At 59.9% G+C, this 22,467-nt stretch carries 20 protein-coding genes; 9 read left to right on the forward strand and 11 right to left on the reverse strand.

Annotated elements, in window-relative coordinates:
- Positions 1 to 43 precede the first annotated feature (43 nt).
- The 3 genes from ftsX to ftsY are packed head-to-tail and all read right to left on the reverse strand — an operon-like array spanning position 44 to position 3,399.
- Positions 44 to 997, reverse strand: a complete 954-nt coding sequence (ftsX, locus tag LG31_RS0100640; protein ID WP_033112578.1) for a permease-like cell division protein FtsX — start codon at positions 995 to 997, stop codon at positions 44 to 46.
- Positions 997 to 1,665, reverse strand: a complete 669-nt coding sequence (gene ftsE / locus LG31_RS0100645) for a cell division ATP-binding protein FtsE (protein WP_033112579.1) — start codon at positions 1,663 to 1,665, stop codon at positions 997 to 999. The genes ftsX and ftsE overlap by 1 nt, the downstream gene beginning before the upstream one ends.
- 51 nt (positions 1,666 to 1,716) lie before the next feature.
- Positions 1,717 to 3,399 carry a signal recognition particle-docking protein FtsY gene (gene ftsY / locus LG31_RS0100650; RefSeq protein WP_033112580.1) on the reverse strand — a complete coding sequence of 561 codons (1,683 nt, stop codon included), beginning with the start codon at positions 3,397 to 3,399 and terminating at the stop codon, positions 1,717 to 1,719.
- Positions 3,400 to 3,510: 111 nt separating this feature from the next.
- Between ftsY and rsmD the strand changes: the two genes are divergently transcribed.
- Positions 3,511 to 4,140 (forward strand): 16S rRNA (guanine(966)-N(2))-methyltransferase RsmD, encoded by a 630-nt coding sequence (gene rsmD, locus LG31_RS0100655; protein WP_033112581.1) that lies wholly within the window; start codon positions 3,511 to 3,513, stop codon positions 4,138 to 4,140.
- Positions 4,124 to 4,435 carry a DUF1145 domain-containing protein gene (locus LG31_RS0100660; RefSeq protein WP_033112582.1) on the forward strand — a complete coding sequence of 104 codons (312 nt, stop codon included), beginning with the start codon at positions 4,124 to 4,126 and terminating at the stop codon, positions 4,433 to 4,435. Before rsmD ends, LG31_RS0100660 begins: the two co-directional genes overlap by 17 nt.
- Before the next feature lie 865 nt (positions 4,436 to 5,300).
- On the opposite strand, the gene LG31_RS0100665 is transcribed toward LG31_RS0100660, so the two are convergent.
- The 5 genes from LG31_RS0100665 to LG31_RS0100685 all read right to left on the reverse strand — a co-directional run bounded on the left by LG31_RS0100665 (position 5,301) and on the right by LG31_RS0100685 (position 10,423).
- Positions 5,301 to 6,287 (reverse strand): helix-turn-helix transcriptional regulator, encoded by a 987-nt coding sequence (locus LG31_RS0100665; protein WP_033112583.1) that lies wholly within the window; start codon positions 6,285 to 6,287, stop codon positions 5,301 to 5,303.
- 294 nt (positions 6,288 to 6,581) lie between these two features.
- Positions 6,582 to 6,968, reverse strand: coding sequence for a SirB2 family protein (locus LG31_RS0100670; protein WP_033112584.1), 387 nt, complete (start codon positions 6,966 to 6,968; stop codon positions 6,582 to 6,584).
- The gene (locus tag LG31_RS0100675) at positions 6,965 to 8,821 is read right to left on the reverse strand and encodes a monovalent cation:proton antiporter-2 (CPA2) family protein (RefSeq protein WP_033112585.1); all 1,857 of its coding nucleotides are present in this window, start codon (positions 8,819 to 8,821) and stop codon (positions 6,965 to 6,967) included. The genes LG31_RS0100670 and LG31_RS0100675 overlap by 4 nt, the downstream gene beginning before the upstream one ends.
- Before the next feature lie 64 nt (positions 8,822 to 8,885).
- Positions 8,886 to 9,485 carry a glutathione-regulated potassium-efflux system oxidoreductase KefF gene (gene kefF / locus LG31_RS0100680; RefSeq protein WP_033112586.1) on the reverse strand — a complete coding sequence of 200 codons (600 nt, stop codon included), beginning with the start codon at positions 9,483 to 9,485 and terminating at the stop codon, positions 8,886 to 8,888.
- 95 nt (positions 9,486 to 9,580) lie between these two features.
- Entirely contained in the window at positions 9,581 to 10,423 is an 843-nt protein-coding gene (locus tag LG31_RS0100685) for a LysR family transcriptional regulator (protein ID WP_033112587.1), read from the reverse strand.
- A 143-nt stretch (positions 10,424 to 10,566) separates the two neighbouring features.
- Between LG31_RS0100685 and LG31_RS0100690 the strand changes: the two genes are divergently transcribed.
- The 6 genes from LG31_RS0100690 (at position 10,567) to LG31_RS0100715 (ending at position 18,611) form a co-directional block, all read left to right on the forward strand.
- Positions 10,567 to 11,289 carry an SDR family oxidoreductase gene (locus LG31_RS0100690; protein ID WP_033112588.1) on the forward strand — a complete coding sequence of 241 codons (723 nt, stop codon included), beginning with the start codon at positions 10,567 to 10,569 and terminating at the stop codon, positions 11,287 to 11,289.
- A gap of 88 nt (positions 11,290 to 11,377) precedes the next feature.
- Positions 11,378 to 11,701 carry a hypothetical protein gene (locus tag LG31_RS0100695; protein ID WP_033112589.1) on the forward strand — a complete coding sequence of 108 codons (324 nt, stop codon included), beginning with the start codon at positions 11,378 to 11,380 and terminating at the stop codon, positions 11,699 to 11,701.
- Positions 11,702 to 11,746: 45 nt separating this feature from the next.
- Positions 11,747 to 12,178: a DUF411 domain-containing protein gene (locus LG31_RS0100700; protein WP_033112590.1), complete on the forward strand. Its 432-nt coding sequence runs from the start codon at positions 11,747 to 11,749 to the stop codon at positions 12,176 to 12,178.
- Between the two features lie 234 nt (positions 12,179 to 12,412).
- Complete coding sequence (locus LG31_RS0100705; RefSeq protein WP_033112591.1) at positions 12,413 to 14,566, forward strand: S9 family peptidase; 2,154 nt, start codon at positions 12,413 to 12,415, stop codon at positions 14,564 to 14,566.
- A 407-nt stretch (positions 14,567 to 14,973) separates the two neighbouring features.
- Complete coding sequence (locus tag LG31_RS0100710; protein ID WP_033112592.1) at positions 14,974 to 15,945, forward strand: TAXI family TRAP transporter solute-binding subunit; 972 nt, start codon at positions 14,974 to 14,976, stop codon at positions 15,943 to 15,945.
- Positions 15,946 to 16,052: 107 nt separating this feature from the next.
- A complete protein-coding gene (locus LG31_RS0100715; RefSeq protein WP_033112593.1) occupies positions 16,053 to 18,611 on the forward strand; it encodes a TRAP transporter permease in 2,559 nt (852 codons plus the stop codon).
- A 505-nt stretch (positions 18,612 to 19,116) separates the two neighbouring features.
- Here the strand turns inward: LG31_RS0100715 and LG31_RS0100720 are convergent.
- Positions 19,117 to 20,364: a phospholipase D family protein gene (locus tag LG31_RS0100720; protein WP_033112594.1), complete on the reverse strand. Its 1,248-nt coding sequence runs from the start codon at positions 20,362 to 20,364 to the stop codon at positions 19,117 to 19,119.
- Between the two features lie 90 nt (positions 20,365 to 20,454).
- Between LG31_RS0100720 and LG31_RS21390 the strand changes: the two genes are divergently transcribed.
- Positions 20,455 to 20,631: a hypothetical protein gene (locus LG31_RS21390; RefSeq protein ID WP_167334748.1), complete on the forward strand. Its 177-nt coding sequence runs from the start codon at positions 20,455 to 20,457 to the stop codon at positions 20,629 to 20,631.
- Here LG31_RS21390 and LG31_RS0100725 read toward each other — a convergent pair.
- The gene (locus LG31_RS0100725) at positions 20,609 to 22,030 is read right to left on the reverse strand and encodes an MltF family protein (RefSeq protein WP_193354213.1); all 1,422 of its coding nucleotides are present in this window, start codon (positions 22,028 to 22,030) and stop codon (positions 20,609 to 20,611) included. The two genes, LG31_RS21390 and LG31_RS0100725, sit on opposite strands and share 23 nt — an antisense overlap.
- Positions 22,031 to 22,162: 132 nt before the next feature.
- Entirely contained in the window at positions 22,163 to 22,465 is a 303-nt protein-coding gene (locus LG31_RS0100730; protein WP_033112596.1) for a YfcZ/YiiS family protein, read from the reverse strand.
- Positions 22,466 to 22,467: the final 2 nt, after the last annotated feature.

Here is a 22,467-nt window from a genome sequence, read left to right on the forward strand (position 1 = left end):
TCCGCTTCGCAAAATCCAGCAATTCACAATGTTGATAAATTAATCAGGAAGGCTCGATGTCGCGAATGTGGCGGTGAACCGAGAACCAGGAGGCAATCAGCCCCAGCAGAGCGCCCAGCAGGATCAGGTTCACCCCGTCCACCACACCCATGCCAACCAGCTGGAAGTTACTGTTATACAAGCCCGCCAGCTCTTTCACCACCCCCTCGCTCCAGATCACCATCACCTCGGTCAGCCACCATGCCAGCATGCCACCGATGACCCCGAACCAGATGCCGGTATAAAGGAAAGGACGGTGAATAAAGGCATCGGTCGCCCCCACCAGTTTCAGCACCTCGATCTCGGAGCGCTGGTTGAGGATGTTGAGACGCAGGGTATTGCCGACAATCAGCAGCACGGCGGAGAGCAGCAGCACCGCGATACCGGTGATGGTGTGACGCAGCAGGTTCATGATCCCCTGCAGACGGGTCAGCCACTGCAGATCCAGCTTGCCCTGTTCCACCCCCTCCTCGTTGTTGAGCTTACCGAGCAGCTCGGCGGCGCCTTCCGGATTCTGCCAGCGCGGATCAGGAATAACGCTCAGCACCGGCGGCAGCGGGTTGCTGTCGAGGTAGTCGAGCGCATCGCCGAAGCCGGAGATCTCGCGAAACTCCCGCAGCGCATCGTCGCGACTCATATAGGTAACCGAATCCACCTCGGGGTAGAGCAGGATCCTGTGCTGCAGGTCGAGAATGCTCTGCTCCGGCAGATCCTTGCGCAGATAGAGGGAGATCTGGGAGCTGGTCTGCCAGCTCCCCTCCACCACCTCGGCGTTTTTCAGCAACACGTGGAAGCAGGAGGGCAGCGCCAGACTGACGCCAAGTACCGCCAGCGTCATCAGGGAGGCGAGCGGGTTGCGCCACAGCTCACCCAGACTGGCAAACGCCTGCCGCACATGGTCTACCCCGTACATCATCAGACGGCGCAGCGGCGGTTGCTTGTGACGAACGATAGCCATCAGAGCTCCTCCCCGGCCGAATACATGCGACCCGCCTTGAGGGTCAGGGTGCGATAGCGCATGCGGGCGATGAGCCCCAGATCGTGAGTGGCGATCAGTACGGAGACGCCGAAGCGGTTGAACTCCTCGAACAGCCGCATGATATCCATGGAGAGCTGGGGATCCAGGTTACCGGTCGGCTCGTCAGCGAGCAGCAGCGGCGGCTTGTTGACGATGGCGCGGGCGATGCCGACCCGCTGCTGTTCACCACCGGAAAGCATGCGCGGCTGGTAGCGCTCCTTGCCGAGCAGCCCCACCTTGTCGAGCGCCGCAGCGACCCGCTTGTTGATGTCCGCATGGCTGTAGCCATCGATCACCAGCGGCAACGCCACGTTGTCAAACACGGTGCGGTCCATCAGCAGCCGGTGATCCTGAAAGATCATCCCGATCTGGCGGCGCACATAGGGGATCTGGCTGCGCTGGATATGGCTGACATCGTCGCCATGAAAGAAAACGCGACCATCGGTCGGTCGCTCCATCACGCTGATCAGTTTGAGGAGGGTACTCTTGCCCGCCCCCGAGTGTCCGGTCAGGAAGGCCATCTCCCCCTTGCGCAGGTGAAAGCTAACCTTTTGCAGCGCCTGATGGCCACCGCTGTATACCTTGCTGACCTTGTCAAAACGAATCATAACGGTTCCCTGACATTGACAAACCCCGACCGAAGTCGGGGCATGGGATGTTTACTCATCGCGACTAAACAGGGCCTCGATAAAGTCGTTGGCGACAAAGGGACGCAGATCGTCGATCCCCTCGCCCACCCCGATATAGCGGATCGGGATCTGGAACTTGTCGGCCACCGCGAAGATGACGCCGCCCTTGGCAGTGCCATCCAGCTTGGTGAGGGTGATACCGGTCAGGCCTACCGCCTCGCTGAACAGCTTGGCCTGGCTCAGGGCGTTCTGGCCGGTGCCGGCATCCAGAGTCAGCATGATCTCGTGGGGCGCCTCTTCATCCAGCTTCTTCATCACCCGCACCACCTTCTTGAGCTCCTCCATCAGGTTGCTCTTGTTCTGCAGGCGGCCGGCAGTATCGGCGATCAGCACGTCAGCCCCGCGGGAGCGGGCAGCCTCGATGGCGTCATAAATAACGGAAGCAGAGTCGGCACCGGTGTGCTGGGCAATCACCGGAATGTTGTTGCGCTGACCCCACACCTGCAGCTGCTCGACCGCAGCAGCACGGAAGGTATCGCCAGCGGCAAGCATCACGCTCTTGCCCTCGGCCTGGAACTGCTTGGCCAGCTTGCCGATGGTGGTGGTCTTGCCGACGCCGTTCACGCCGACCATCAGGATGACGTAAGGCTTCTTGCTGGTGTCGATCACCAGCGGCTGCTCGACCTTGGCCAGCATCTCGCCCATATCCTGCTTGAGCAGGCCATAGAGCGCCTCGGCATCCTTGAGCTGCTTGCGGTCCGCGTGCTGTACCAGCCCCTCGATGATACGGGTGGTGGTGTCGACGCCAAGATCGGCGGTCAGCAGCTGGGTCTCCAGCTCTTCGAACAGCTCATCGTCGATCTTCTTGCCACGGAACAGGCCGAAGAAACCGGAGCCGATATTCTCCTTGGTGCGCACCAGACTGCGCTTGAGGCGAGCAAAGAAGCCCTCCCGCTGCGGCTTCTCCTGAGTGTCATCGTCCACCTTGGCGGCCAGCGGCAGAGCGGCCAGGGCGGCGGCCTCAGCCTCCATCGCGGCGACCAGACGCAGATCTTCCGCTCGCTGGGCCTCTTTGGCGATACGGGCTTCTTCCGCAGCCTGAGCTTCAGCGGCAATACGAGCCTCCTCCGCCGCACGGGCTTCAGCAGCAATACGAGCCTCTTCCGCAGCGTGGGCCTCGGCAGCGATACGAGCCTCGGCAGCAATACGAGCCTCCTCCGCGGCGCGGGCTTCAGCAGCAATAAGCGCTTCTTCCGCCACACGGGCCTCGGCAGCGATACGAACTTCTTCCGCGGCGCGGGCTTCAGCTGCGATACGAACCTCTTCTGCGGCTTTAGCCTCGGCGGCAACACGGGCAGCTTCAGCAGCTTGCGCCTCTGCGGCGGCACGCTCCTCTTCTGCCATCAGGGATTCGTTGACGATCACCGGCTCCAGATCGGAGGCGCACTCCTCCACCACCAGCGGACCATGATCATCCAGCTCGGTTGGCGGGCAGCAATCGTCGTGCAAAACGGGATTCTGTGCGCTGGCGGGCACTTCGGGAGCAACGGCCGGCGTACTATCGGAAACAATCACATCGGAAACGGGAGCGGGGGTAGCAGCGACCTCAGGCTCAGCGGTAATCGGGGTGGCTTGGGGTGTCTGTGGTTGGACAGCCTCAGCCTCTTCTTTCTTGCGGCCGAAACCCAGCCAGGAAAACAAACCTTTTGCCATCTAAAAAATACTCACTTCGTTGGCTGACTGCTAAGATAGCCGTCCCTTGGCGGGTCGGCATAAAAATGAACCGCCTTATACTACCACTTTATTTTCTGACGATGAAACGCGATGCCCAGAGTGAAATCCAGCCGTAGCAACCCGAGCAAAAGCCCTGCCCCGCAAGGAAAATCAGGTTTTGTAAGAATCATCAGCGGCCAGTGGCGAGGCCGCAAATTGCCGGTCAAGGATGTGGAAGGGCTCAGACCCACAACGGATCGCGTCAAAGAGACCATATTCAACTGGCTGGCTCCCCACATCCGCGGCACCCGCTGCCTCGACCTGTTTGCCGGCAGCGGCGGCCTTGGTCTGGAAGCGCTGTCGCGCTATGCCGAGCAGGTCACCCTGATCGAAATGGACAGAGGGGCTGCAGAGCAGATCAAGAAGAATCTGGCCACTCTCGGCAGCACGCAGGGTCAGGTCTTCCAGACCGATGCGGTGAGCTGGCTGCAAGGCCCGGCGACACCGTTTGAGCTGGTGTTCCTCGATCCGCCATTTCGTCGGGATCTGCTGCCGCAAGTTTGCGAACTGCTGGAACTGCGCGGCTGGCTGGCCCCCGATGCCCTCATCTATCTGGAGCGAGAGAAGGAGATGGCCGATCTGGCGCTGCCCGCCAGCTGGCAGTTACTCAAGGACAAACAAGCAGGTCAGGTCTGCTATCAACTCTATGTAAGGGAGGTAAACAATGAAGCGGGTATTTAATCTGCTGGCGATGGGGCTGGTGCTGTTCTTCTGGTTTGGCGTGCTGATGAGCCTGATCGCCCCCCTGCCCGGCAAACTGAACGGCTTTTTGCCGGTCTGCGGCGTGATTGTCGCCCTGTTCCACTGGCTACAGGCCAGCATGATCAAGGCTGCCTGCAAACGCTACTTCGAAGTAACCAAGGCCGAGTTTGTCGGTGTGCTGGTCTTCGGCGTATTCGGCATGGTGGATATTCGCCATCGCCTGCAGGAGATTGTCAGTGCGGCCCAGCGACCAAAAAATCAGGATCAGGCATAAAAGAAAAGGGGACGGCTTTCGCCGTCCCCTATTGTCGTGTCGTCCTGTCCTTAGAACTGCAATGCTCCCTGCAATCCCTGACGTTATCCTAATCCCTTGGAATATCCCCTTTCCAATCCGTTGGCGTGTCCTCAGCCTTCCTGGCTTGGCAATTCATCCCGAACTGCTTCACGGTCTCCATCCTGGAGGTGTCCATTACCACGTCCTGTGGGGTTCCCTGAGTCTTCCTGACCGATAACCATCCGGGTTATCTCGCTTCATCCTGAAGAATCCTGCCCGCATCCAGCGAGTTCCTGCTCATCCTGAAGAACGATGTCCTGTTCGTCCTGCTCTCGTCCTGAGAGTATCCCTGCCGCATCCCGCGGTGTTCCCTCGTTCATCCGTGACGACAGTCATCCAGACCATCGAACTCATCCTGAGGTGTCCTTGCTCGCATCCTGCGAACTATTCCATCTTTATGCGCTGCTCTGCGTCCTGCAGAACCAGCTCCGTCCTTGTGAGACCCATAGTAAAGCGTTGCCGGTTCAGAACAAGGGGGATTTCTGGAGAAAGATCCTGCCAACCGTTTCCCAGACAAAGTGGACTGCAAACATAACACATTAAAATCAACAACTTATTTAGTTTCAATGGAAAGTGGACTCCACCCTGACTAGCTTCGCGCACGGGTTAAAGCGCCAGCCTCCTACAGCAGCTATGGCAGATCTCTTACACGGCAATCCTGCACCGGAATGGCCAGAGAAAACGGTTCAATTTCGCCGTAAAAGCTTAAAAATAAGTTGAATAAATATGCTCAAAAAAACCGCAAAAAAAAGCCGACACTGGGGCCGGCTATTTACGATTTTCACTGTGGTGCCAAACGTACCGTTCAGCTCACCCGATTGCCCGGGTTGAGATAGGCTCTGCGCAGCGACTCGGGTGCCAGCACCTCCAGCTCGCCACCGATATTGTTCAACCAGCTGCGAAACTCCGGGGTGTCCTGCACTTCGGTCTCCACCACCACGCTGCGCTTGTCGTAGCGGGTCATCCGCGGATTGTTGCCCGGGATCTGGTTATCCACCAGCGACTGGCTGTTGGCATCGATCCGGCCGACAAAGCGGATTGGGCCGCTCACATCCTGATAGCCCTGATCACGGATCAGCTTCTGGATATTGAAATCCTTCGGCTGGGTCGCGCTGAAGTTGGTCAGCTCCACGTTCTTGATATGGTCGAACGGAATGCCGTAAACCTTGGGATCCAGCTCGGACAGGGTGCAGAGCAGGATCGGACCGTCCGGCTGATTGAGAATGCCGAGCGGATTGATACGGTCGTAGCAGAGCCACACGGTACGCTCTTTGATCACGCGCTGGATCTCGGCGCTGAACTTGCGGCCACGCCACAAGGCATCGCGGATCAGGGTGCTGCGGCGGATCTCCGGGTTGCCGGCAAACGGGCGCGGCGACTGGTGCACACTCTCCAGCCAGCGTTCGGCCAGTTCACTCTGGCTGTCACGGATCACCTGACTGGCCTTGTCGACCAGCGGGTTCAATTCGGTCAGCACACTCGCAGGCAACAGCTGGCTGGCCTGGTCGCTCCAGGTTTTCAGCGCAACAGCCAGCGAGAGCGGCATGATGTTGGCAAAGTCATTGAGGCCGTGGCGCTCGAAGCACCAGCCATGGGGTTTACTGCGCTCGTCCGAGGTGAGGTCGAACAGTCCCATGCCGGACATCTCTTCCAGGTCCCGTTGCACGGTACGCAGACTGACGTGGATACCTTCCTCTTCCAGTTTTACCTGAAGTTGGCTGGCGGTCAGCTTGTAAGGGCGGTGCGGGATGCAACGCGCCAAGGTCAGTTGTCGTAACAGCTTCTTACTCATGGTGCATGCCTTCACTGGTTTAGCGTTGACTGTATGCTAAGGGCATCTTGCGACAGTCTATGTCGCAAGTTTTGCCGCGACAACTGTCGCCATTTTCATACAAAATGCACTATGCAATTGATTTATATATAAAAATAATCAGTAAGGAAGGCTAAAAATTGAAAAGATTTGCAGAAAAAACATCAAATTAAAGCTCTGCATCAAATGAATAAGGCAGCATAAAAAACCATTCAATCAATGATTATCAGCCAGTCGTATAAAAAGAGGAGGAGAAAGCTCTCCTCCTCGCCGGATTTACATCAGCCATGACCAGGGCGACTTGGTGACAGCGGCGCCAACCATATAGCCAAACACTGCCAGCGCAGCCAAGCCGGCCACCAGCTTCTGGCCACGGGCCGGACGCTTGAGCGCCATGACACCCAGACCGATATAGAGCACTAAAGCAATCAGCTTGGCCAGCAGCCAGGGTTGCTGACCCGGGCTCAGCTGCAATGCCACCGCCAGCAGAACACCGAGCAGCAGCAGGAAGGTGTCGTTGATATGGGGCAGGATCTTCAGCCACTTCTGCTGTAACCGAGCGCTGCCGGACAGTGCCAGACTCCAGCGGTAGGCAAACAGCAACAGGCTGACCAGCGCCAGCGTCATGTGCAGGTGTTTGAGCATGGGATAATAGGCAATCATTTTGCTTCCTTGTCGTCGTCGGGTAGCCCGCTGTTCCAGTTGTGGGCATGAATACGCTCCTGCCCCTCCTCATCGTCTTGCAGCAGATCGGAGAGGATCTCCCGGTATTGCAGGCTCTTGTTGATATAGGTGTGTTCGTCGTCGAGATAGTTGACCTGCTCGCGCAGCAACCAGTTGTCGTGCTGTTTGAAGGTCTGGCCCGCTCGCCAGGCCTGGTTGGCGCGAAAACCGAGTTGAGTCAGGGCTTCCACCCCCAGATCCACGGCTGATCCCAGCGTTTCCCGATATACGCTGTCGACACCGTGGCGCAGGATCTCGTGGGCATGGGGACGATCCTGCGCCCGCGCCAGGATCTTCAGATGGGGGAAGTGCTTCTGCACCATCTCGATCACCGCCAGCGAAGTGGCGCTGTCGTTGATGGAGAGCACCAGCAACTTGGCCTTGTGAGCGCCGGCAGCATGCAGCAGATCAAGGCGACTGGCATCGCCATAGAAGACCTGATAGCCATACTTGCGCAGCGTCTCGATCTGGCTGGCATCCTGCTCGAGGATGGTGGTGCCGATGCCATGCCCGTGCAGCAGACGTCCCACAATCTGACCGAAACGGCCGAAGCCCGCGATGATCACCGGATGCTCCACCAATTCGGGTTGTTCATGCTGCGGCACCTCGCTCTGGTTACGGTAATCGAACCAGGGCTGGATCACCCGATCGTTGAGGATCAGCAGCAGCGGGGTCAGCGCCATGGAGAGCGCAACCACCAGCGTCAGCAGGGAGATGGTCTCGCCGGGCAGCACCCGGTTTTGCGCGGCAAACGAGAAGAGCACGAAAGCAAACTCACCGCCCTGGGCGAGCGCCAGCCCGAAAGTCCAGCGCTGACTCGGAGAGATGCGCAAGACGAAGCCAAGCGCCATCAACACCAGCCATTTGAGCACCATCAGCCCCACCACCAGCGTCGGGATGAGGAAAGGGTGTTCGGCAAACAGGCCAAAGTTGATGCCGGCCCCCACCGACATGAAGAAGAGGCCGAGCAGCAGCCCCTTGAACGGCTCTATGTCCGCCTCCAGCTCGTGACGGTATTCGCTGTCGGCCAATACCACGCCGGCCAAGAAAGAGCCGAGAGCGGGTGAAAGCCCGACTGATTCCATCAGCACGGCGATGGCGATCACCAGCAGCAGGGCGGCGGCGACGAAGATCTCCCGCATATGGGACTGGGCAATGGCCCGGAACACTGGCCGCATCAGGTAGTGGCCACCCAGCACGATGCCGGAGATGGCCGCCACCACCAGCAGACCATGTTGCCACCCCGCCAGCTCGGAGCCGCCATTGTTGCTCACCGGCGCGATGGCCAGCAGCGGCAGGATCGCCAGGATCGGAATGACGGCGATGTCCTGAAACAGCAGCACGGCAAAGGCGGAGCGACCGCTCTCGCTCTGCATCAGCTTGCGCTCCTGCAGGCTCTGCAACACGATGGCTGTGGATGAAAGCGCCAGAATGAGGCCGATGGCCAGCCCCTGTTGCAGCGGCAGGCCAATAAGGTGCGCCACGCCAGTCAGCGCGGCAGTTGTGAGCAGCACCTGCAGGCCGCCGGTGCCGAGGATCGGCCCCTTCAGTTGCCACAAGAGGGCCGGACGCAATTCAAGACCGACCAGAAACAGCATCAGCACCACGCCAAACTCGGCGAAGTGCATCACATCCTTCTGTTCGCCCACCAGCCCCAGCAGGAAGGGGCCTATGATGATCCCCGCCAGCAGATAGCCGAGCACCGAGCCCAGTCCCCAGCGCTTGGCCAGCGGCACTGCGATGACGGCGGCAGAGAGGTAGATAAAGGCATCAAACAGGATCCCGTGGCCCATCAGTCAGTCCTCCGTGTGAACGTCTGATCCGGCTCATGAGCTCGGCCAACAAGCTGCCCGTGTTTCATGAGAGCACCTCCAGCAGATCGCGTAGATAAGGGCGCCCGGCCAGTTGCTCCGGAGTCAGCTGATCGTCACGCAGGGCGCAGAGCAGCTGGCGGTAATCCTGACCACAGCGGCGCAGGGCGGCGGGATCCTTGATCTTGTGAAAGGAGTGCAGCACGAACGGGGGTAGCCAGTTCATACCGCACAAGGTGGCAGCCTGTTGAAATGGCAGCAAAAAGTCGAGCAGCGGTCGGCTGTTATACCCCTCGCTGCAGTAGGACTCCGGCGCCCCGCCGGTGGTGATGGCGCTCAGCCACTGCTTGCCCTTGAGGGCATGAGCCTCGGGGCCGTAGGCGTAACCATACTCCAGCACCAGATCCATCCACTCCTTCATGATGGCCGGGCAGGAGTACCAGTAAAACGGGTGCTGAAAGACAATGATATCGTGCTCGGAGAGCAGCGCCTGCTCCCGCTTCACATCGATGAACATGTCGGGATAGTGCTGGTAGAGATCGTGAACCGTGACCCCCTCCAGCCCCTCAATCGCCTGCAACAGCTGCTTGTTGGCCCGCGAGCCCTGCAAGGCGGGATGGGAAAAAATAACCAGAATGCGTTTCATGACAACATCACCCGAACAAGCGCCAGAGCTGGCGCGATAAAAGAGAAAAGGGGTGTGACAGACACATCGTAAAGATGCACAGGAAAGCGACCTTATCAGGAAGCACCGTGGCCTGCCAACTCGGGGATCAGCTCCCGCAGCGCCGGATTGAGGGTCTGGTGAGCGGGATAACAAAGCCCAATCCGGCGAAACATCCGCGGCCCGCTTACCGGCAGGGTACAGAGCCCCGCCTCATCCTCCACCAGCCCGTCCGGCAGAAAGCTGATGCCGACCCCGGCCAGCACCAGCGCCATCACCAATCCCTTGCTCTCGGCCTTGGCCACCAGATTGAGGGTAAGCCGGTCACAGGCCAGCAGGCCTATGGTCTGTTGATGGGCTTCACAGGGTGGACACTCAATAAAATCATAATGTTGCAGCTCGGCCAGCTCAATTTTCTCGCGGCTGGCCAGGGGATGGTCGACCGGCACGCAGAGCACGTAATCCTCTTCCCAGAGCGGCAGAAAGATCTCGTCCTCCCGGCGCAGGGCGTCCAGCGTCAGCCGACAGTCGGCTGGCGTGCCGTAATCGGAGAGGGTGAGATCCAGCTCGGGCAGTACCGTCTGTACCCGTTGCAGCAACCCCGCCACCCGACGCCGGCTCAGGTCGGGCATGATGGCGATATTGAGCCTCGCACGCGTCGCTTTCTGGCGAAACAGCTCCGGCAGACGACGCGCCTCCTCCACCAGCTTGACCGCGTGGGGATAGAGATAGTGGGCAGGATCGCACGCCTCCACCCCCTTCTTGCCGCGGATGAAAAGGCTGTCACCGAGCGCCTCTTCCAGCTGGCGCAGCCCAGCCGAGAGAGAGGGCTGGCTGACATGGCAGCGTTCGGCCGCCGCCGTGATGTTCTTCTCTTCATAGATGGCGATGAAGAAACGTAGCAGTCGCAGATCCAGCATAAGTCCAACCATAGTTTTTTCAGATGATAACCAGCGGAAAACAATATTTATCACTTATAGATGCAGTGACTATAGTGACCCTGTTCCGCGCTGGCCAGCAGCTTGTTGGCTCAAACCGACCATCGAATCTGAAGGAAAAAATCATGTCCAAAGCTCTCGTCGTTATCACCGGTGCCTCTGCCGGGATCGGTGCCGCCATCGCCCGCGCCTTCTCTGCCGCTGGCCATCCCCTGCTGTTGCTGGCCCGTCGGGTCGAGCCAATGCAGGCTCTCGGTCTGCCGAATACCCTCTGCATCGGGGTCGATGTGACCGACACCGCCGCCATGAAGGCCGCCGTCCAGCAGGCAGAAGCCAAATTTGGCCCGGTCGGCTGCATGGTCAACAACGCCGGCGTCATGCTGCTGGGTCAAGCTGACGTGCAGGATCCGGCCGAGTGGCAACAGATGCTCAACATCAACGTCATGGGGGTGCTGAACGGCGTCCACGCGGTACTGGCCGGGATGAAGGAGCGCCGCAGCGGCACCATCATCAACATCAGCTCCATCGCCGGTCGCAAGACTTTCCCGAACCATGCCGCCTACTGCGCTACCAAGTTCGCCGTCCACGCCCTGACCGAAAACATCCGCGAAGAGGTTGCCGATGTCGGCGTGCGGATGGTGACCATAGCTCCGGGCGCAGTCGAGACCGAGCTGCTCAGCCATACCACTGACGAGAGCATCAAGGCCGGTTATCACGACTGGAAAGATCAGATGGGCGGCGTCATTGCGCCGGAAGTGATCGCCGAGGCGGTACTCTACGCCTGGAACCAGCCGGCCAACGTCTGCGTACGCGAGATCGTGCTGGCGGCCACCCGTCAGCAACCTTAATCTGCGCTGACTGGCACTATGGGGAGGGCTTGACCCTCCCCGGGGGCACAGGGTTACCATGTGCCCCTTGTTATTTTCGAGTCATTCCATGGTTCTCACCCGTCGCCAACTCGCTCACGCCCGTCGCTGGCTCCCCCTGTGGAGTCTGGTGCTGGTGTTGATGTCGTTTGGCAGCCGGGCCGCAACCGACCTCTGTACCCTGACCACCCACTGCAGCCAGAGCGAACGCTCGCTGGAAAAAGCGATGCCCTGCGGCAGCTTCACCACGGCGCTCTCGATGACGCTGCTGGCCAGCGACAGCCTGACGGTGGCGGTGCTGGAACCGGATAGTCCCGACTTCTCCTCTCCCTCTCTCTATATGCCGGAAGCGCCGCTGGAGCGGCTCGAACGCCCCCCTCGCACTCAGGCCTGAAAGTCATCCCGTATCGGGCATCTTTTCTTTCATCTGAGGTGAGTGATGTACAAACCCCTGTTACTGGCCATGCTGGCCGGTACCGTCAGCTTTTCAGCCCTCGCGGCCGAGAAGATGACCGTCTACAAATCCAAATATTGTGGCTGCTGCCAAAGCTGGAACGAGCACATGGAGCAGAATGGCTTCGAACTGGAAGTCATCGAGACCGAGCAGCTCAGCGCAGTGAAACAGCAATACGGTATCGCGCCGGAACTGGCCTCTTGCCATACCGGAATCGTAAATGGCTATGTGATCGAGGGGCATGTACCGGCCGCCGATGTGAAGAAACTCCTCAAGGAGCGGCCTGCCATCCGCGGTCTGACCATTCCGGGCATGCCCCAGAGTGCGCCAGGTATGGATATTCCCGGCCAGCCCTACGAGGTATTGAGCATCAGCAACGAGGGCACGACCGACAGCTGGTCGCGCTACCCGGGCTGACAACAACTGGCCATGAACCGGCACTCCACTATCATGTGAGGCACACCTGAGCGGACCCTTGTCGCTCATGGCCAGAGAAGGGGCCGCTATCGCGAGATGGCGGCCTTTTTTATTTGCTTTTCCTTCAATAACAAGGGATTGCTTGCAACAATCGGCAACAAGGGGCAGATTTAACGCCAATTCATGGAGCCGATGCTCAGGTCTGCCAACCCTTTCCAGCGCCAAGGATGCGACATGTTTACCTTTTCCCGAGGAGTTCTGCTGCTAGCCTTTCTGACAGTTCTCCCCCCTACTTATGCCAATGAAGAGCCTGCCATGACGACACCTGACACCTCAATCCAGCCGCCCGTGGCCGCCAAACATCCCCGTACGCTGAAAAAACACGGAGACACCCGGATCGACAACTACTACTGGCTGCGTGACGACCAGCGTCAGGCGCCGGAAGTGCTGCAATACCTCGAGGCCGAGAACGCCTATACCGAGGCCATGCTCAAGCCGACCCAGCCACTGCGCGAACAGCTCTACAAGGAGATGGTGGCCCGCATCCCCCAGCAGGATGAGTCGGTACCCTATGTGAAAAATGGCTACCGCTACCAGACCCGCTATGAGCCGGGCAAGGAGTACGGGATCTACTCGCGCACCAAGCTCGGCGAAGAGCAGGCGAGCCTGCTGCTCGACAGCAACCTGCGGGCTGAAGGGCACGAGTTCTATGCCCTCGGCGCCCTTGAGGTGAGCCGCAACAACCGCTGGCTGGCGGTGGCGGAAGATTTCCTCTCCCGCCGTCAGTACCAGATCCAGTTCCTCGATCTGGAGAGCGGCAAGTGGGCCGCCGACACACTGGAGAACACCTCCGGCAATCTGGTGTGGGCCAACGACAACAAAACGGTCTTCTATGTGCGCAAGCACCCGCAGACCCTGCTTCCGTATCAGGTCTACCGCCACACGCTCGGTACGGATCCGGCCACGGACAAGCTGGTTTACGAGGAGAAGGATGACTCCTTCTACGTCAGCCTCTACGCCACCACCTCGGAAGATTTCATCGTTATCGCCCTCTCCAGCACCACCACAGGTGAAGCGCGGCTGATCGATGCCAACCTGCCGGAACACGCGCCCCGCCTGTTCCTGCCGCGCAAGGTGGATCACGAATACAGCCTGGATCACTACCGCGGCCGCTTCTATGTGCGCTCCAACAAGGACGGTAAGAACTTCGGCCTCTACGAAACCAAAGAGAGCCCAGTCGATCGCTGGAAGGCGGTGATTGCCCCGAACCCCGACGTGCTGCTGGAGAGCTATGCCCTGTTCAAGGATTGGCTGGTGCTGGAAGAGCGCAGCAAGGGGCTGACCCGCTTGCGTCAGCTCAACTGGCAGAGCGGTGAGCAGAAGGAGATCGCCTTCGACGACCCTGCCTACGTCACTTGGCTCGCCTACAACCCGGAGCCGGATACCAGCCTGCTGCGCTATGGCTACTCCTCCATGACCACCCCCTCCTCCACCTATGAGCTGGACATGGCGAGCGGCAAGCGCACCCTGCTCAAACAGCAACCGGTGGCGGGCTTCAAGGCTGATCAATATGCCAGCGAACGACTCTGGGTCACCGCCCGCGACGGCGTATCGGTGCCGGTATCGCTGGTCTATCGCAAGGACAAGTTCAAGAAAGGTCTCGCCGATTCGGCCAAGAATCCGCTACTGGTCTATGGCTACGGTTCCTACGGCGCCAGCATGGATCCCGACTTCAGCAGTTCACGCCTGAGCCTGCTGGATCGCGGCTTCGTCTACGCCATCGCCCATATACGGGGTGGTGAGGAGCTGGGTCGCCCCTGGTACGAAGATGGCAAGCTGCTGAAAAAACAGAACACCTTCAATGACTTCATCGATGTTACCAAGGCACTGGTCGAGCAAGGCTACGGTGCCAGGGATCAGGTTTACGCCATGGGCGGCAGCGCCGGCGGTCTGCTGATGGGCGCCGTCATCAATCAGGCGCCCGAACTCTATCGCGGTGTGGTGGCGCAGGTGCCCTTCGTCGATGTGGTCACCACCATGCTGGACGAGTCGATCCCCCTCACCACCGGGGAGTATGACGAGTGGGGCAACCCGAACCAGAAGCGCTACTACGACTACATGAAGAGCTACAGCCCCTACGATCAGGTCAAGGCGCAAGCCTACCCCAACCTGCTGGTTACTACCGGCCTGCACGACTCGCAGGTGCAGTATTGGGAGCCAGCCAAGTGGGTCGCCAAGCTGCGTGAGCTGAAGACGGATGATAACAAGTTGTTACTGAATACCGACATGGATGCTGGCCACGGTGGCAAGTCGGGCCGCTTCAAAGCCTACGAAGATATCGCGCTGGAGTATGCCTTTATCCTGGATCTGGCCGCCCCGGCCAACTGATCTCATATGACGCTAGCCCTTGCCACGCAAGGGCTACAAAAGACCCCTTCCGCTACTCCCCACCCGACTCCCGCACAATTAATCTGCGATCAACAAATTAATGATCGGCATCAAACTTTTCGATATTAAACGCTGCTTTTTTGCCCTTTTGTTTGATTGTTGTTGGCGAGATGTGCTTAATCGAAGCCGTTACAACTTTTTCTTTGGCCCCTCAGGGGCCAAATTATCTTCTGCCGGCAGGACGCCGGCTATCTCACCGCAGGATGATGGTGGCTTTTTTGGGAGGGGGTAACAGCCCGACCTTTTCCTCGTACGAGGCCCTATCGGCCAGCCCGGCTCCCGCCGCAGGCTCGCCATAAATTCACTCGTGGAACGGGTGAGATAACTCAATGAAAAGGATGGAAAACATGAAAGGATTATCCCTGGCATGCGCCCTGTCGGCTGCTCTGGTCGGCGTGTCGTTTGGTGGCCCGGTACAGGCGCAGGAGCGCTTCGTGACCATAGGCACCGGCGGCCAGACCGGCGTCTACTACGTGGCGGGCCAGTCGATCTGCCGCTTCCTCAATCGCGGCGCGTCCGATCACCAGATCAAGTGCAACGCCCCGGCCAGCGGCGGCGGTGTAGCCAACGTCAACGGTATCCGCAGCGGCGAGTTCAACTTCGGCATCATGCAATCCGATCACCAGTTCAAGGCGATGAAAGGGCTGCCCCCCTTCCAGGTAGAAGGAGCCATGGATGACATGCGCGCCGTCTTCTCCCTGCAGAGCGAAGTATTCACCATCCTGGCCCGCAAGGATGCTAAGGTCGCCGGCTTCGATGATCTCAAGGGCAAGCGGGTCAATATCGGCAACCCGGGCTCAGGCCAGCGCGACACCATGGAAGAGATCATGGCGGTCAAGGGCTGGAAGAAGGGCGACTTCGGTCTGGTATCGGAGCTGAAACCGGCCGAACAGGCCTCCGCCCTCGGTGACAACAACATCGATGCCATGAGCTACTTCGTCGGCCACCCCAATGGCGCCATTCAGGAAGCCTCCACCACCACCGACGCCGTGCTGGTGCCGGTGACCGGCGCCGAGATCGACAAGCTGCTGGCCGAGAAGAGCTACTACACCAAGGCTGAAATTCCGGGTGGCATCTACAAGGGCAGTGACCAGCCGACCCCCTCCATCGGTGGCAAGGCGGTACTCTCCACCAGCGCCAAGACCAACCCCGAAGTGGTTTATCAGCTGGTGAAGTCGGTGTTCGACAATCTCGATCGCTTCAAGCGCCTGCACCCGGCCTTCGCCGACCTCAAAGAGGCCGACATGATCAAGGTGGGGCTCTCCGCTCCGCTCCATGAAGGGGCCGCCCGCTACTACAAAGAGCGCGGCTGGATCTAAGCGCGGGCCCCCGGGCCGCTGTCACTCTCACCGACACCCGTCTGCCGCGCCCCTGATTGCGGGGGCGGGTGTCGCTCTTGTTGTACTGGTGGGCACAAACTAACCCTATGCAAGACAAACAACTCTCTACCGAGGAGCTGATCGCCCAGGATGTGGGCGCACGACTCCCTGCTGGCGCCATGGGTGGCATCATCACCCTGCTGGCGCTGGCCTGGTCACTGTTCCAGCTCTGGATCGCCTCACCGCTCCCATTCATGCTCGGCTTTGGCGTGCTCAATGACACCGAAACCCGCTCCATTCACCTCACCTTTGCCCTGCTGCTGGCATTTCTGGTGTTTCCGGCGTTTCGCACCTCGCCGCGAGATCGGGTGCCCTTTAGCGATATCGCTCTCGCCCTGATCGCGGCCGGCGCAGCCTCCTACCTCTTCGTGATGTATCAGGCGCTGGCCCAGCGACCGGGCAACCTCACCACGGCAGATCTGGTGACGGCCTGTATCGGCATTCCGCTGCTGCTCGAAGCGGCCCGTCGTGCGCTGGGACCAGCGCTGGCGGTCATCGCCATCGTCTTTCTCACCTACAGTCTGGCGGGTCCCTGGATGCCGGGACTGTTGGCCCACCGCGGAGTGAGCTTCACTGCACTGGCCAACCACCAGTGGATCACCACCGAGGGGGTATTTGGTATCGCCCTCGGCGTCTCCACCAGCTTCGTCTTCCTGTTCGTGCTGTTCGGCGCCTTGCTGGAGCGGGCCGGTGCCGGCCACTACTTCATCCAGCTCGCCTTCAGCCTGCTTGGTCACCTGCGCGGCGGCCCAGCCAAGGCGGCGGTAGTTGCCTCCGGCCTCACCGGCCTCATCTCGGGCTCCTCCATCGCCAACGTAGTCACCACCGGCACCTTCACCATTCCCATGATGAAGCGGGTGGGGTTCTCGAAAGAGAAGGCGGGCGCGGTTGAAGTGGCCTCTTCGGTCAACGGCCAGATCATGCCGCCAGTGATGGGGGCCGCGGCTTTCCTGATGGTCGAATACGTGGGCATCCCCTATGTGGAGATCATCAAGCATGCCTTTCTGCCTGCGGCCATCTCCTACATAGCGCTGCTCTACATCGTCCATCTGGAGGCGCTCAAGCTCGGCATGCAGCCCATCGGCAACTACCAGCCGAAACCCTGGCTGCACCGTCTGACCGGTTTTGCCTTTGGTGCAGCCCTCATCAGCGGACTGTCGATGGCGGTTTACTATGGCCTTGGCTGGCTCAAACCTGCGCTGGGCGACTATGCCCTGCCCGGTATCGGCCTGCTGCTGGCCATCGCCTATCTGGGTCTGCTGAAGATCGCCGCAAGCAATGACCCCCTGCCGGCGGAAGATCCGGACAAGCCCCTTGAGGAGTTGCCCAACACCCGTACCGTGCTGCTCTCCGGCCTTCACTTCCTGCTGCCGGTAGTGGTGCTGGTGTGGTGCCTGATGGTGGAGCGCCTCTCGCCCGGCCTCTCCGCCTTCTGGGGTACCGTGATGCTGGTGATTATCCTGCTGACCCAGCGACCGCTGCTCAACTGGCTGCGCCAGGATGGCAAGCACAACTACGGCACCGTCGCTGACGGCGTGGTGGATCTGCGAGAAGGGCTGGTCGCAGGTGCCCGCAACATGATTGGTATCGGCATTGCCACCGCCACCGCTGGGGTCATAGTCGGTGCGGTCTCCCAGACCGGGGTGGGTCTGGTGCTGGCGGATCTGGTCGAAATGCTCTCCATGGGCAATCTGCTGCTGATGCTGCTGCTGACCGCCCTGCTGAGCCTGATCCTCGGCATGGGGCTGCCCACCACCGCCAACTACATCGTCGTATCCAGCCTGCTGGCGCCGGTGGTGGTGACGCTGGGACAGCAGAATGGGCTGATCGTGCCGCTCATCGCGGTGCACCTGTTCGTCTTCTACTTCGGCATCATGGCGGATGTGACGCCACCGGTGGGACTGGCTTCCTTCGCGGCAGCCGCCGTCTCCAAGGGGGACCCCATCAAGACCGGGATCACGGCCTTCTACTACAGCCTGCGTACCGCGGCACTGCCGTTCCTGTTCATCTTCAATACCGATCTGCTGTTGATCGACGTGGACTTTGCCCACGGGGTGCTGATCTTCATTGTGGCGACCATCGCCATGCTGATCTTCGCCGCCGCCACCCAGGGCCATTTTCTGGTGAAGAGCCGCTGGTACGAGAGCGTGTTGCTGCTGCTGGTCGCCTTCACCCTGTTCCGCCCGGGTTTCTGGATGGACAGGCTTCATGATCCCTATCGGGTTACCCCGCCCGCCGAGTTGGCAAAAACCTTGGGCGAAGTGGAGGCGGAGAGCACCCTGCGGCTACGGCTCCTGGGGGAAGATGCGGTAGGCAAACCCCGCCAGTTCACCCTGCTGGTGCCCGTACCGGAAGGGGCCACGGGTGAAGAGCGGCTGGCCAATCTGGGGCTCACCCTCTATGAGCAGGATGGCAAGACGCTGATCGACAGCGTCGCCTTCGGCAGCCCGGCTGCCGCCATGGGGCTGGAGTTCGATCAGGAGATCCTGGCCGTCAAAGCGCCGACCGACCGCTGGCGCAAAGAGCTGATGTGGATCCCGGGCTTCCTGCTGTTTGGCGCCATCATCTGGTTGCAGCGCCGCCGCGTGGTGGTCAGCGCAAGCTGATGGATTCCCGCATCTGCATGAGAAACGAGAGAGGGCCGCGACAGCGGCCCTCTTTTTTGAAGCGCTGATACCAGGGGATAACCCCCCGCCTTCAGCCAGAAAAAAAGTGGGGTGACATATCCATGTCACCCCCTCGCAAATAAGCATGTTCCATATTGGAATCCGGTCGTCGCGGGCGCCTCTCCGAACCTCCCGAAAGTTCGCTACCCATCAGAAGTCAGCGCCAGTTGCAGCGATACAAGTGACCAGCAACCCGTTACAACCCTCTTCCACACGGCAGCAAGCCGCCGTGTTTGTCCTTGCAACTGAAATATTACGCAGAAAAACAAAATAAAAAACGATTTTATGCCCAATTCATTCACATGTCGGTACAAGAAACAGCCTTGCCACCACCATGAATTGGTTATAAAACAGCTAGATAGACTCAATTATGGCTATTCACCCGCAATGTGCATCGGCAAAGACCTACACGCCTTTGCGAGATCTCGCACAAAAAATGGCCAGCTCACAACCAGCGATGCAGTGGTAACCAGTCGCTGATCCTGCCGACCAGACGCCGTGACCACCCTCCCGGTTTGCGTGGTTCGCTCGGCCCTTGCCACTGTTGCAGCCACGCCTGCAACTGCTGGCAGATGGGCGCACACTCCAGCTGCAACATCAGCTCGGTATTGAGAAAAAGCGAGCGGGGATCGAGGTTGAGGCTGCCAAACAGGGCACGATCCTCTCCCAGCAGGATCAGCTTGGCGTGCAGGCTGCTTTGCCCTTCATCAAACTCGTACAGCCGGATCCCCTGACGCAGCAACCAGCCCCTGTGGCGCAAGTAAGCGCCGTACACCAGCGGCACATCCGTGCTGGCCAGCGAGTTGGTGAGGATCTCGATCACCACTCCCTGCCGACGCAACCGTTGCAAACGGAGCCGAAAGCCGCGCGTGAGGATCAGATAGGGAGTCACCATGCGGAGCGTGGAGGGAGCCTCAGCCAACTGTCGCCAGAGCTGGCGAGCCGTCACCGGGCGGGAAACCAGCCCTTTGCCGGGCCGGTCAAACCAGACCTCGGCCCGACCGTTATGCCACGCAAGCGCAGGCTTGTTGCCGTCAAACAGGGAGGCAGGCAGATCATAAACGGCAGCGACCGCGGGATCCGCCATGGTGAGGAGGAAATCGTTAACCACACGAATTTCGGCGGGCTGCAATCTTCGGCGCAACAGGTGGCGGATAGGGTGGCTCCAGCGGCTCTGCCAGAACTGGGCAAACCCCGCCGTCATCTGCTCGCAAATGGCCCCCTGACAGGCAAGATCGAGATCCACGAAAGGAGCTTCCGGATCCAGCCCGAAATATCGATCACCAATATTGCGGCCACCGATAAGCGCCAGCTTGCCATCCACCAGCAGCAGCTTGTTGTGCATCCGGTGATTGATGCGGCGAAAGGTGAAGAGCCCCTCCAACAGCAGTGCCAACGGCCGCCAGCCCCTTAGCCAGAAGGGGTTGAACAGACGTACCTCGATACCGGGACAGTGAGCCACCATCTCCAGAAAGCGGTTGTCCCCGGCATAGAGGTCATCGACCAGCAGTTGCACCCTGACTCCACGCCGGGCGGCATGGAGCAGCTCGCTCAGCAGCAGCTTGCCGCTGCTGTCCTCTTCCCAGCTGTAGTACTGCGCCTGGATCTGCTCGCGGGCAGAGCGGATCCAGTGGCAGCGCACCTTGAGCGCCAGGGCAGGGTCATCGATCAGGGCAAAGGATCCGGGGATCATCTTGTCATCCTGCTGTCATGGCCAGGTGTCATAACGCAGCAAGCCTCTTCGTATATCGACACTTTTCGTATCTCGAAACAGGGAGTTGCTATGGAACTGCACGATACCCCTATGCTGCGCTATCTGGGCCAGCTCCACCAGCCGGATAAAACACCCGGCATCGAGCCGGCCCACTGGTTCTTGCTGCACAGGGATGGTGGCTGGCCGCTAACGACCACGCCGGAGCCTCAGCCGGTCAATCGGCTTATGGCTGAGCCGCTTCGATAGCCGCGGCCTTGCCCTCGATCTGGGGCAGGCTGAAGCGATAGCCAACATAGTACTTGTAGATGGTGCCGACATAGTTGATCGGCCCCTGCCCCACCTCGTTGGCAACCAGCTGATCCACGTTGCCGAACCAGACATTGGGATCCAGCCCCAGCTTGCCCGCCTTGTCCCGCAGGGCCTGAACCCGATTCGGCCCGGCATTGTAGGCGGCGAGCGCAAAGAGGTGACGGTTGAGCCGATCCAGATTGGGATCGTTGAAGTAGGTATCGAGGATCAGGCGCAGATAGCGGCAGGCCGCCTCGACGTTGCCATCCAGCGTCGTCAGTCTGGCCCCCGTGATATTGACCTCGCGGCCGGTGCTGGGCAGAAGCTGCATGATGCCGACCGCCCCCTTCTCGGAGCGGATAGCGGGGTTGAGGCCGGACTCTTTATATGCCAGCGCAGCCAGCATCAGCCAGTCCAGCTCGTACTGCTTCGCGTACTTCTCCAGTACCTTGCGAATGGTTGCCAGCCGCCCCATGGGGTCCGGTGCCAGTATGTTGCTCATCTGGTCGCTGCGCGCCAGCAGGCGGCGCAGAGTCATGTCGCTATAGAGACTGTTGCGGCTGGCGCCCGCCAGATAACGGTTAACCGCGTTAAGGAGGTCGGGGCTGTTCTTGCGTAGCGCCCAGGCACTGGTGCCCTTGCTGCGCAGGGGGATCAGCTTGTGCGCCTTGAGGCCGGAGATCATCCCCCCCAGCCAGATCCGCCCCTTGTAGCTGTCGGTCACCGTCAGCGGAATGATGCCGGCCGCCACCATCTCCAGCAGATCCCCATCCTGCAGATACTCGGGCACCGTCTCGATATAGACAGGAGGCAGCCCAAGCTCGCGAAACAACCAGTTGAGCTGACGCAGGCTCTCGCAATAACTGGAGCTGGCACGCACCCAGACCCGCCGGCCGGAGAGCTGGGTAATGCGGTTGAAGGCGGGTAGCGTATTCTGGCTGACCACCCACTCCTCGATGGAGGAGATCAGCGGCCGGGAGAAGGTCACCTGTTCGCGCCGGGTGGGAGTCACCGTCATATTGGCCGCCACCAGATCGCCGCGTCCCTCAGCCAGATAATCGAGCAACTTGTCCTGCCGAACCGGGATGTAGACCACCTTGAGCGGCACCTTCTCCTTGGCGAGGTAGGTCTTGTTCAACCAGCGCTCGAACCCTTGCAGCTGATTGACCAGAATGCCGTACTGGGCACCCTTGTCGAGGAAATAGAAACCGCGCTCATAGACCACCAGAGCCCTGAGTTCGCGCTTTTGCAAAATGGTTTCGAGGTCCCCGGGTTGGGGAAGGCGCTGTGGCTTGAGATCGGCCGCCAGCAGAGGGAGAGACCAGAGAGCCAGCAGGCCCCAGATCCAGTGCCGCATCATGATGTTGTCGCCTTCTGTTGGCCGACTCGCGCCGGGCAAAACCGTCTGTGGGATAGAGTAACTATAGAACGCAGACCCACAGCAGAAGGGTCAACACGGCAGGACTGGCCTGCCGCGTCATCAGAGGGCTCAGATAGAGCGGGCCCGCATTTCGAAGATCAGTTTTTCGGCGGTGCAGGTAAATTGCAGGCGGGCTTTCAGGATCACGCCGTTGGCGCCCTGGGTCAGTTCACTGCTGCTCTTGGCTTCAGCAGTCACCTGCTTGGCCAGTGCTTCATAGGCAGCCAGCTTGGCACGAGCATCAGCCTCGGCAGCGGCTTCGATCACCAGTTCCATCACATCATCGCCTTCACCGATGATGGTGCCGATCTCGGCAAAACAGCCACAGCTGTCACAGGTTTCGTTCAGTTCAACTTTCTCGTCTACAGACATAC

This window comes from Aeromonas lacus, from assembly GCF_000764665.1.
Classification (GTDB): domain Bacteria; phylum Pseudomonadota; class Gammaproteobacteria; order Enterobacterales; family Aeromonadaceae; genus Aeromonas; species Aeromonas lacus.